7 protein-coding genes and 2 pseudogenes are annotated in these 10,921 nt (G+C 72.4%); 5 read left to right on the top strand and 4 right to left on the bottom strand.

Features of this window, described 5'->3' with window-relative positions:
* Positions 1 to 1,170 (bottom strand): hypothetical protein (locus tag AC507J_RS22265; protein ID WP_496291106.1); only part of this gene is annotated, 1,170 nt, incomplete at its 3' end.
* A 493-nt stretch (positions 1,171 to 1,663) separates the two neighbouring features.
* Here AC507J_RS22265 and AC507J_RS22260 point away from each other — a divergent pair.
* A complete protein-coding gene (locus tag AC507J_RS22260; RefSeq protein WP_496291111.1) occupies positions 1,664 to 3,424 on the top strand; it encodes a DUF6311 domain-containing protein in 1,761 nt (586 codons plus the stop codon).
* A 30-nt stretch (positions 3,425 to 3,454) separates the two neighbouring features.
* Here the strand turns inward: AC507J_RS22260 and AC507J_RS22255 are convergent, their stop codons facing one another.
* The 3 genes and pseudogenes from AC507J_RS22255 to AC507J_RS22245 form a co-directional block, all read right to left on the bottom strand.
* Positions 3,455 to 4,060 carry a hypothetical protein gene (locus AC507J_RS22255; protein ID WP_496291105.1) on the bottom strand — a complete coding sequence of 202 codons (606 nt, stop codon included), beginning with the start codon at positions 4,058 to 4,060 and terminating at the stop codon, positions 3,455 to 3,457.
* 78 nt (positions 4,061 to 4,138) lie between these two features.
* Positions 4,139 to 4,663, bottom strand: a pseudogene (locus AC507J_RS22250) (hypothetical protein); the annotation flags it as partial.
* Between the two features lie 164 nt (positions 4,664 to 4,827).
* A pseudogene (locus AC507J_RS22245) lies at positions 4,828 to 6,157 on the bottom strand (hypothetical protein); the annotation flags it as partial.
* A gap of 48 nt (positions 6,158 to 6,205) precedes the next feature.
* Between AC507J_RS22245 and AC507J_RS22240 the strand changes: the two are divergent.
* From AC507J_RS22240 to AC507J_RS22225, 4 genes are all read left to right on the top strand, one after another.
* Positions 6,206 to 7,516: a PQQ-binding-like beta-propeller repeat protein gene (locus tag AC507J_RS22240; protein WP_496291104.1), complete on the top strand. Its 1,311-nt coding sequence runs from the start codon at positions 6,206 to 6,208 to the stop codon at positions 7,514 to 7,516.
* A gap of 85 nt (positions 7,517 to 7,601) precedes the next feature.
* Positions 7,602 to 8,891: an outer membrane protein assembly factor BamB family protein gene (locus tag AC507J_RS22235; protein ID WP_496291103.1), complete on the top strand. Its 1,290-nt coding sequence runs from the start codon at positions 7,602 to 7,604 to the stop codon at positions 8,889 to 8,891.
* A gap of 80 nt (positions 8,892 to 8,971) precedes the next feature.
* Positions 8,972 to 9,640, top strand: coding sequence for a response regulator transcription factor (locus AC507J_RS22230; protein ID WP_496291102.1), 669 nt, complete (start codon positions 8,972 to 8,974; stop codon positions 9,638 to 9,640).
* 47 nt (positions 9,641 to 9,687) lie between these two features.
* Positions 9,688 to 10,890: a sensor histidine kinase gene (locus AC507J_RS22225; RefSeq protein ID WP_496291110.1), complete on the top strand. Its 1,203-nt coding sequence runs from the start codon at positions 9,688 to 9,690 to the stop codon at positions 10,888 to 10,890.
* The last annotated feature ends 31 nt before the right edge of the window (positions 10,891 to 10,921 follow it).

Genomic DNA, 10,921 nt, shown 5'->3' with positions numbered 1-10,921 from the left:
GTGGGTCTTGTCCTCGGCGGCGAGGCTGAAGGTCTCGCTGCGGTCGGGAAGCGGGACCACCACCAGGCCGGGGCGGTCGACCAGGCGGGTCGTGTTCGGCGGCACCGACAGCGTGGTGTCCTTGGTGGCTCGCCAGCTCAGCACCACCAGCGGCTGACCCGGCACCGGAAGCTCGTAGACCTGCAACGCGTTGGTCCGGTCGGCGGGGGAGAACACCACCGGGTCGTCGCCGGCCGGCCGGTAGACGACGGCGCTCATCATGCCGTCGGCGGTCTCCCAGGTCAGCTGCTCCAACTCGGCCGGCTCGCCACCGTCGAGCGCCACCTCGCCGAGCGTACGCACGGCCAGTTTCGCCTTGGGCCAGGACGTCGGCACCGACTCCGGGGAGTCCCGCTCCGCCACCCGTCGCGAGATGCTGCCGAACGGACCCTCCTCGTCGGCCAGCTGGCAGGTGTCCAGACCGGTGAGGGCCCGCTTGCCGGAGCCGCTCTCGTCCCGGACCAGCGGGTATCGGGGGTTCGCGGTGCCGGTGCCGAGATCGAGCAGCCGGTCGGCGGCCCGGCCCCGGGGCAACGACTCGGTGGTCCGCAGCGCGGCCGTCACCGTCACCGCCCGGCACTGCGGCACGTCGACCGGATCGGTGAGCCCGTCGGTGTTGGAGAGCGTGCGACCGTCCGGACCGAGCAGCCGCCGGACCCGTTCCGAGATTAGGTAGCGCCGCCCGTCGGCGAGCTGCACCGGCAGCACGTCGGAGTAGACGAGGTAGCCCGGGTCGGTGTACTCGGTGGCGTGGCTGACCGTGTACCGGTCCCCGTCGGCGGCCAGTTGGAGCAGCCAGGAGGCGGCCTGACCGGGCACCGAGGCCGCGACCAGCGCGAGCGGGGTGCCGTCGACCTCGCCGGAGAAGAGGATGCCGGATGAGGGAACGTGGACCCGGTCGTCCACAGGCGAGCGCCAGTCGCGTACCGCCTCGGTCACCGCGGCCGTCGCCGTGGCGTCCTCGATCAGCGAGCCGCGCGGGGGCCAGACGGTCAATGAACCGTCCACGCTGTCGTACCCGACCCGCAGGTCCTGCGGCTGGCGTTCGGCGACGGGCCCGCACGCGGTGAGGGTGGCCAGCAGGACCGTCAGGCTGGTGGCCGTCACGCCCCGCCAGCGGACTGAAGCCACCTGTTACGCCCCCGATCGCATCGGTCGTCGTGTACGGAGGGCAATAGTACGAGACGAAGCGCCGGTGTTTCGCGCCGCCTCACGCTGGGGATCCGCCTCACGCTGCGTGGCGTCGGCCCTACACCGGCCACAGGGGACGCCGCGTGACTTGGGAGCAATCTCCCTACTCGGGTAGACTCCGCCGACTGTGACGCCTGCTGAGACCCGCGCTGGAGCGCCGCCGGAATCCGACGCCATCGTGGGCTCACCGTCCGCACCCGTCACCGTCAGTGAGAGCGCACAGCATGCCGAGCGTACGCAGCAGAGCGCTGCCCTCACCGACGCCCCCACCGTCGGCGCACCCGCTGTGGACGCCCCCACCATCGACGCCCCCGCTGTGGACGCTCCGGTGACCGAAGAGGCCACGCCGGCACCCGGGACCGTCGTGGCGGGCGGCCCGGCCGACGAACCCGGCCCGCGTACGGCGGTCGGCGCGGTCGGCGCGGCGAGCAGGCTGGCCGCGCGCTGGCGCCGCTTCCGGTGGACGCGCCGCCGGCTGGACCTGGCGGTCTTCGGTGGATTCCTGCTCGTCGCGGTCTGGGTGACCAGCCAGATCTGGGTCGATCCGGCCGGTCGGGTCGCCGCCCTCTACAGCAGCGACCCGGCGCAGGTGCAGTTCTTCCTCGCCCACTCGGTCCGGGTGGTGCTGCACGGCGAGTTCCCGTTCTTCACCGAGCAGTTCAACTACCCGGACGGGGTCAACCTGATGGCCAACACGGCCATCCTGGCGCTTGGCATCCCGATGGTGCCGGTGACCCTGCTGTTCGGACCCGCCGTCACCTTCGTGGTGCTGGTGACGCTCGGCCTCGCCGGCACCGCCTCGGCCTGGTACTACGTGCTCTCCCGGCACGTGGTGAGCAACCGACTGGCGGCCGTGGTGGGTGGCTGGCTCTGCGGGTTCTCGCCGGCGATGCTGTCGCACGCCAGCTGGCATCCGAACATCATCAGCCAGTTCCTGCTGCCGTTCATCGTCTGGCGGGTGATGGTGATCACCCGGTCGACCCGGCCGTACCGGGACGGCGCGCTGTTGGCGCTGCTGGTCACCGCGCAGGCGTTCATCAACGAGGAGATCCTGCTCTTCACCGCGATGGGCCTGGGGATCTTCCTGATCGCGGTGGTCGTGCAGCGCCCCGAACTGTGGTCGACGGCCTGGCGCCCGTTGGGCAAGGCGTTGGCCACCTGCACGGTGATCGCCGGCGGCCTGCTGGCGTACCCGCTCTACATCCAGTTCGCCGGGCCGATGGCGTACCACGGGCTCAGCGACGCCGTGCGGGACTACGGCAACGACATCGCCGCCTACTTCGCCCCGGGTTCGCCCACCATCGGCGGGAACCAGCGGGCGAACGTGAACCTCGCCCCGAACTACTCCGAGGAGAACGCCTTCTTCGGCTGGAGCCTGGCGTTGATCGCGGTCGGGATCGTGCTCTGGCTCCGGCGGGAGGTGCTGGTGCGGGCGCTCGCCGCGACCGCCGCCTTCTACACCATCCTCTCCCTCGGCGAGCGCATCACCTGGTGGGACCGCGAGCTGATCGTCGGCCCGTGGGAGTGGCTGGTTCGCCTGCCGCTGCTCGACGCGGTGGTGCCGACCCGGTTCGGCATGATCACCAGTGTGGTGGTGGCGGTCCTGCTGGCCCTGGCGATCGAGCGCAGCCGCACCCTGGAGCTGGACCGGCGCACCGTGCGTACGCTGACCGCCGCCGGGCTGGTGCTCGCCCTGCTGCCGATCGCGCCGATGCCGCTGCCGATGACCTCCCGGCCGCCGGTGCCCGAGTTCATCACCTCCGACCGCTGGCGCGCCTACGTCGGGCCGGAGCAGACGTTGGTGCCGATCCCGGTGCCGAGCATGGGCAACACAAACGGCATGCGCTGGGCGGCCTCGACCAACCTCGACTTCAAGATCCCTGGCGGCTACTTCCTCGCCCCGCGCAACGCCACCACCGGTGACCCGGGCCGGTTCGGGGGCCGGCCGAGCGGGATGGGCAAGCTGCTGGAGGAGGTCGCGTCGACCGGCCGCACGCCGGAGCTGGACGACCGCCAGCGGCGTCGCTGCCTGGACGAACTGCGGCACTGGCGGGCGGCTGTCCTGGTGCTGCCGGTCCGCCAGCAGCACTCCGAGCCGCTGCGGCAGACCGTCGAGCAACTGGTCGGCCCGGCCCGCCTGGAACTGGACGTGTGGGTGTGGGACGTCCGCTCACTCACCGACCCGAGGAGCTGAGCGAGCCAACCCAGGAGCAGTCCGACGCGGTCAGCCAACCGCGTCGGCGTCTCCGGCCAGAAACGCCTTTGCCTGGTGCGCGGCCCGCAAGGACGAGACGGCCGCGACGGTGAGCGCGCCGACGAAGATCACGGCGAGCAGGAGGAAGGCCGGCGCCCACTGGAGGAACGCCTGCCCGATCTGCAACAGTGCCAGGCCGCAGAGGGGCGCCAGGAATTTCGGCTGGTCGACCAGATGCGCCGCGACCCTGGGCAGTAGCGGCCGGTCCTCGTCCCGGGGTGCCACCCTGCCGCGTACCTGCCGGACCAGTTGCCGGCGGCGGGACCAGCTCTCCGCCCACAGCCGGGAGCGTTCGTTGCGCCGGTAGTAGCCGTTGCGCGCCAGCCACCAGAAGCCGGCTGCGACGATTACCACCCCTACGACGCAGAGCGTGACGCCGACGATGCTCGCCCAACCCGGTGCGTCCCCGTTCCAGAATCGGGAGTCCTCGGCGAGGATGCCGGAGGCGGGAATCGCGGCACCCAGCAGCGCGGCGACGACCGCCCCGGCACCCAGCACCGCGACCAGCAGCAGGAATCGGCGGCGTCGCTGGGTAGCCCGGGTCCCGCCGTGCTCCGTACCCGTCGTATCCGTCATCCATTCGCCCCCGTCCACTCAGGAGGGTCGATACCCGGGCGGGCGGTGAGGGAAACGACGGGTCGGTGCGGCCCGGCGCTAGACCCGGTCGCGTACGTCCCAGAGCCAGACGTCCTCCACCCGCTGCGGGTCGCCGAGCAGCGCGGTCATCAGGTCGCGCAGCACGGCTTCCTTGGGATGGGCGCCGAGCACCACCACCGAGGCGCGCCAGAAGGCCAGGTCCTCGACCGCCTGCCGGCGGTTCTCCTCGGTCAGCTCGGGCAGCTCACCGGCGTCCATGGTGCGGTAGATGAGGGTGCTGGTGGGCCGGTTCGGTGCGCCGAAGACGCCTTCCTCGTCCAGGTTCGGGCCGATGAAGTAGCCGGCCGGGATCGGGAACTCGTGCTGGGTGAGCGCGCTCCAGCGCAGCGTGGAGAGCCCGTGCACGTTGCTGGGGATGGGCACCGGAACCAGCGTGCGGCCGTCCGGCACGTACGACTGCCAGGTGCCGGAGGTGATGAAGGCCGGTGGCGGGTCGACCGGCTCGGCCGGCAGCGGGGTCGGGAGGAGCGGCAGCACGGCGAGCGAGATCGCGGCGTACCCGATCCCGCGCTGCCAGCGCGGTCGCTGCCCGGCGGTGGCCTCCCCGTCGGAGGTGGCTGGTTCCCCGGCGGCGGAGGCCGCGACCTGCGGTTCCCCGACGGCGGAGGCCGCGACCTGCGGTTCCCCGACGGCGGAGGCCGCGACCTGCGGTTCCCCGACGGCGGAGGCCGCGACCTGCGGTTCCCCGGCGCGCGGGGCCGGCACCGACGCGCGGCGGTTGCCGGCTACCGCGTCCCAGGCCAGCGCGAGCAGGATGCCGAGCGCGGCGGTGGTCACCAGGGCCAGCCGGGTCGGCATCATCATCTCGACCAGCGGCAGATCCGCCGGAATGTACGACCACGGGCCGGCGATGCCGGTCAGCTCACCGTTGAACCGGATCTCCGGACCGAGCGAGGCGACCGAGAAGAGCACCACCAGCACGGCCAGGATCCGGGCGACCAGTGAGCGGCGCACCAGCAGCGCCAGGGCCAGCACGGAGACCAGCACCAGTGGCCAGCCGAACCAGGTGTTCTGCTCGGTCATCCCGATGGTGGCCTCCACCGCCTCGGTGCCGGCGATGGTGTCGCGGGGGAAGGTGACGAAGGCGACGACGTCCTCGCCCCAGCTGTGGAACACCCCGCCCTGCAATCCCCGGTAGGACTGCGGGCCGTTGAACTGGAACCAGATCGGGTAGGCGGTGAGCAGCAGGGCCAGCCCGCCACCGACGCCGAGCCCGGCACCGAACGTACCGGCGCGCTGCCACGCCACGCGCGGTCGCATGATCGCGTACGCGATCACGATGACCAGGCAGGCCAGCGCCGTGAGCAGCAGCATCTCCTCGTTGATGAAGATCTGGTACGCCACCAGCAGGCCCAGTACCACCCCGTTGCGCCGCCACCGCCCCGGCTCGGCCAGCCGGAACACCCGCACCACGATCAGCGGGAGCAGGAAGTTGGAGACGAAGTTGGGCTGGCCGTTGGCGTGGTGCACGATGCCGGGGGCGAAGCCGAGGAAGGCGCCACCGACGAAGGCGGCGGCACGGGAGCGCACCAGGTGCCGGGAGAGCATCCAGTACGAGGTGGCGGCGGTGGCCGCCAGCGCGCCGCCCAGGTAGAGGGCGTAGACCACCTGGGGGCCGAGCAGCCAGGTGAGCGGGGCGAGCGGCAGGGTCACCCCGAGCAACGAGGTGTTGGCCATCATGTTCACCCCGTCGGGGGCGTTCTGCCGGGTGGTGAAGAGCGGGTTCTCCAGGTGCAGCAGCGAGTACGCACCGTGCGAGAACAACCACTCGAACCAACTGTGGTCGGTGGGCAGATGCGACGACACGCGGTTGTTCACGTCCGCCCAGTAGTTGAGGCAGACGAGGACACCGAGCAGCACGTAGGCTCCGATGGCCAGCAGGTCGGCGCGGGCCGGCCGGCGTCGCGGGCGACGTGTCGGCGCTTCCGCCTCCACGGTCTCGGGGACGGGGTTCAGCGAGGTATCTACCACCGGCACAGCCACGACGGGCCATCGTACAGGCGGCTGCCGGGGCATCCGACGCTGTCAGGACCGCGCGTCGGATGCGCGGTGGAGAGGACGAGCGTGACGTTGATCGACCTCGGCGAGCTGACCGAGCCGACCGATACACCGCCGCGCCGCCGACGCCGGTCCGGCAACCGGTGGCTGCCGACCGGGCTGGTGGCGCTGGCCACGCTGTTGACCCTGGCCGGTGCCGCGCCGCCGCCAGCCCGGGTGCACGCGACGGTGCCAGCCGGTCTGGGCTCCGACGTGTTCCTCGCGGCGGACGAGATCTTCACCGTCACGCCGTTGCCGGGCGTGACGGACGGCAGCCAGGAACTCACCGCCTACCGTCGGCCGGAGCAGGTGAGCGTCCGGCCGCAGCGGCTCACCGCGCAGTGGCGGCTGCCGGTGCCGACCGGCGGCCAGGTCGTCCAGGTGGCGCAGGTCGCCGACGAGACGGTGCTGGTCTCCGTGCTCCGGCGGCGCGCCACGACCGGTGCGGCTTCGACCGAGACCGTGCTGCTCGACACCCGTACCGGGCAGGAACGGTGGCGGGCACCCGGGATCGCGACGCTCGACGCCTCGGGACGCGCGTTGCTGCGCACCTGGCCGGTGGATGAGCCGCTCGTGCTGCGGGCGGTCGAGCTGACCAGCGGTCGGGAAGAGTGGTCGAGGACGATGTCGGCGACCTGGGTGGACTACCACGTGCGCGACGGCCTGATCGACGCCGTGGTGGTCTCCACGTCCTCGGGTGGCGTCGAGATCCTGGACCCGGCGAGCGGCCAGGTCCGGCACCGGCTGTCCGCTCTCGACGACGATCTGGCCGGCTACCAGCAGACCTCGGTGATCGACGATCTGCTGGTGACGGTCCGCAACTCGCGCACCGTCACCGCGTACGACCTGGATGGGCTCACCCAGCGTTGGCAGTCCGTCGTGCCGCTGGCCGACTACGTCAGCCGGTGCGGCAACCTGCTCTGTGCCCGGGTCAACCGGGGCAGCGGGCAGCTCCTCGATCCGGAGACCGGCGCGGTGCGGTGGAGCAGCCCCGAGGACGTAAACGTCATGCTGGCCGGGGAGACCCGCGTCCTGGCGCTCGACGCCACCGGTCGGGACGCCACGGCTATCGTCGCCATCGACAAGGCGACCGGCCAGCCGTCGACCGGCTACGGCACCTGGGACAGTGTCGCCAGCTACGAGTCCGAGCAGCACCTGCTCGGGGTGCGGCAGCGGCCCGACGTCGGCCTGGTGGTGGCCCGGCTCGATCCGGCCGAGGCGCAACCCCGGGTCGTAGACGTGCTGATCGGGGCCGCCGGTCACTGCCAGCACCGGTACGGGCTGATCGCCTGCCGGCGCCAGGACGGTGACATCGGGGTGTGGCGGCTGCCCGACTGACCTGGCGGGCCGGACACCGCGACCAGGTCGAGGCGGGCCGGACACCGCGACCAGGTCGAGGCGGAGCATGGTGGAGAGGAGGGCCGTGACCTTCATCGACCTCGGTGAGCTGACCGAGCCGACGGAGCCGGCAGCGCCACTGCGGACCCGTCGGCGCCGCCGCGGCAGCCCGCGGATGTCGCTCGCGCTGCTGGCATCGGCCACCCTGCTGGTGCTGGCCGGCGCCGCGCCGTCGACCCCGCGGGTGCGGGCGATCCTGCCGTCCGCGCTGGGCGTGTTTCTCAGCACCGAGCACGTCTTCACAGTCGTCGCCAGGAGCGGGGTGACCGACGGCAGCCAGGAGTTGCTCGCCCACCGCCGGCCGGCGCCAACCGTCGGCTCACCGCAGCCGTTCACCCCGCTCTGGCGGATGCCGATCGGGTCCTTCCAGCGGGTCCAGTTGGTGGAGTCGGTGGCCGACGCGGTGCTGCTCACCCTCGCGTCGACCAATCAGGCCGCACACGACCATGCCGAGACCCGGCTGCTTGACGGTCGCACCGGGCAGGAACGCTGGCGCAAACCCGGTGCCGCGACTCTCGACCCGTCGGGTCGCCTGCTGCTCCAGACGAATGCCGCACCGGGGCCGGGCAGGGTGACCGCGGTCGAGGTGGCCAGCGGCCGCGAACTCTGGTCGGCACCGGTGGCCTCGGCGAGCCACCACGAGCGGTACGCGCACGTCGTGGCGTTCACGGTGGCCGGCGACCTCGAGCTGCTCGATCCGACGACCGGGGCGGTGCGCGTCCGGCTGTCCGACGTCGACGGAGCGCACGGTCGGGTGCACGCGACGGTCGCCGGCGACCTGGTGGTGGTGCTCCGCGACGCCAGGACCATCGTCGCGTACGACCTCGACGGGCTGGTGCCGCGCTGGCAGGCAACGGTCGCGCCGACCAACTACGTCACCGGGTGCGGCGCCCTGCTCTGTGCGCGTACCCGCGGTGGCGAGACGCAACTGCTCGACCCGGCGACCGGGGCCGTCCGCTGGAGGGGCGCCGAGGACAACCTGTACATCGAGATCGCCGACGAGCGGGGTGCCCTGGCGATCGATTTCCGGCCGTCGACTCCACAGGTGACGGTCATCGACGCGATGACCGGTCGAACCGTGCCGGACTACGGCGGCTGGGCGCGGGTGACCGGGTACGATCTCGGCCCGTACCTGCTCGGGGTGCGGCCGGCTCCCGGCGGAGGTCTGGTGCTGGCCCGGCTCGACCCGGCGCAGCCGCGACCGCGACGGATCGACGTGCTGCCCGGTGCCGTCGGCGCCTGCCAGCACCGGGCCGATCTGATCGCCTGCCGCCGCCAGGACGGCGACTTCGGGCTGTGGCAGTTACGCGACTGACGGCGACGCCGGCCGTGGCGGGCCGGCGACTTGGCGACCGGCGCTAGGTTGTCGGTGGTCGTGGGCGGAAGGGGCGGGACATGCGGGTACTGGTGGTCGAGGACGAGCGCAACCTGGCCGACGCGATCGCGCGTGGCCTGCGCAAGCGGGGGATGGCGGTGGACATCGCCTACGACGGCGACAGCGGTCACGAGATGGCCTTCGTCACCCGCTACGACGTGGTGGTGCTCGACCGCGACCTGCCCGGGATGCACGGCGACCAGATCTGCGCCGAGCTGGCCGCCTCCGGCGCGTTGACCCGGGTGCTGATGCTCACCGCCAGCGGCACGGTCGCCGACCGGGTCGAGGGATTGCAGCTCGGTGCCGACGACTACCTGCCCAAGCCGTTTGCCTTCGACGAGTTGGTCGCCCGGGTGCAGGCGCTGGGCCGCCGGGCCACCCCGGCCGCACCGCCCGTGCTGGAACTGGCCGACCTGGTCGTGGACCCGGCCCGCCGGACCGCCACCCGGGGCGGCGCGTCGGTGGAGCTGACCAACAAGGAGTTCGGCGTGCTCTGTGAGCTGCTCAAGGCGCGCGGTGCCGTGGTGTCCAGCGAGGAACTGCTGGAGCGGGTCTGGGACGCCAACACCGATCCGTTCACCACAATCGTCCGGGTCACCGTGATGACCCTGCGCCGTAAGCTGGGCGACCCTCCGCTGATCGAGACCGTGGTGGGCGCCGGCTACCGGACCGCCGAGGTACCGGCGTGACGCCCCTGCTGCGGCGCCGGCTGTCGTCGGACGGCCCTGGTGCCGGTGTGACCCGCGCGCTGCGTCGCCGGCCCACCTGGCGGCCCGGCCTGCGGCTGCGGCCCACGCTGCGGCTGCGGCTGACCCTGCTCAACGGCGTGCTGCTGGTCGGCGCGGGCGCGGTCCTGGTGCTGCTGGCCTGGCTGCTGGTCCGCGATGCGCTGCGGCCCACCGACGAACTGCTGCCGGGGACCACGGTGCTGCTGGCCGACGGAACGTCGATGGACGCGGCCACCTGGCAGCAGCGGATGGTCGACTCGGCTTCCGGGGAACTGCTGGCCAAGGGGCTGGCCGTGCTGCTGGCGATCGGTGCGGTCGGCGCGGTCGGCGCGTACGCGGTCGCCGGCCGGGCGTTGCGGCCCCTGCACCAGGTCACCGCGACCGCGCGCCGGCTCGGCGAGACCACGCTGGATCAGCGCATCTGCTACACCGGGGCGGACGACGAGGTGGCCGAGCTGGCGGACACCTTCGACGCGATGCTGGACCGGATCGCCGCCGCGTTCGAGGCGCAGAAACGGTTCGTCGCCAACGCCTCCCACGAGCTGCGTACGCCGTTGGCGGTGATGCGTACCGAGATCGACGTGACGCTCAGCGACGACGAGGCGGATGCGGCCGAGTACCGCCGGATGGCCACCGTGGTCCGGGACGCCTCCGAGCGGGCCAACGGGCTGGTGGACGCCCTGCTGGTGCTGGCGCGCAGCGAGGCGCAGAAGGGCAGCCGGCTCGGCCGGCGTACCGAATGTGATCTGGCGGCCGGCACCGCGAACGCGTTGTCGGCGGTCCGCCGGGAGGTGGAGCGGATCAAGCTGGAGGTGCGGACCTCGCTGGAGCCGGCGCCGGTGGTCGGCGATCCCGGTCTGCTGGACCGGTTGGCCGGCAACCTGATCGAGAACGCGGTCCGCTACAACCACCTGCACGGTCGGCTCTGGATACGGACCGGTTCGGACGGGCAGCGCTCCTGGCTGGTGGTGGGCAACACCGGCTTCGAGGTGGATCCGGCCGACGTGCCGGGCCTCTTCGAACCGTTCCGGCGGGGTGGTCGGGAACGGACCGGGGCGCGCGGTTCGGGGCTCGGCCTCTCCATCGTGCGGGCGGTGTGTGACGCGCACGGCGGTACGGTGACCGCGGTGGCGCAGCCCGGCGGCGGCCTGGAGGTGACGGTGACCCTGCCGGTGGCGGATGCCGCCCCCGCGCTCGACCTTGCCCGTTGAGGTCGGGTGGTCGATCACGGTGCCCAGCGAG

The organism is Micromonospora sp. PRAS1 (assembly GCF_059553435.1).
This window is presented reverse-complemented; position numbering and strand designations above follow the sequence as displayed.

Coding starts and splice junctions, on each gene's coding strand:
- AC507J_RS22255 (WP_496291105.1), bottom strand. CDS start 4,060: ATGACGGATACGACGGGTACGGAGCACGGCGGGACCCGGGCTACCCAG.
- AC507J_RS22230 (WP_496291102.1), top strand. CDS start 8,972: ATGCGGGTACTGGTGGTCGAGGACGAGCGCAACCTGGCCGACGCGATC.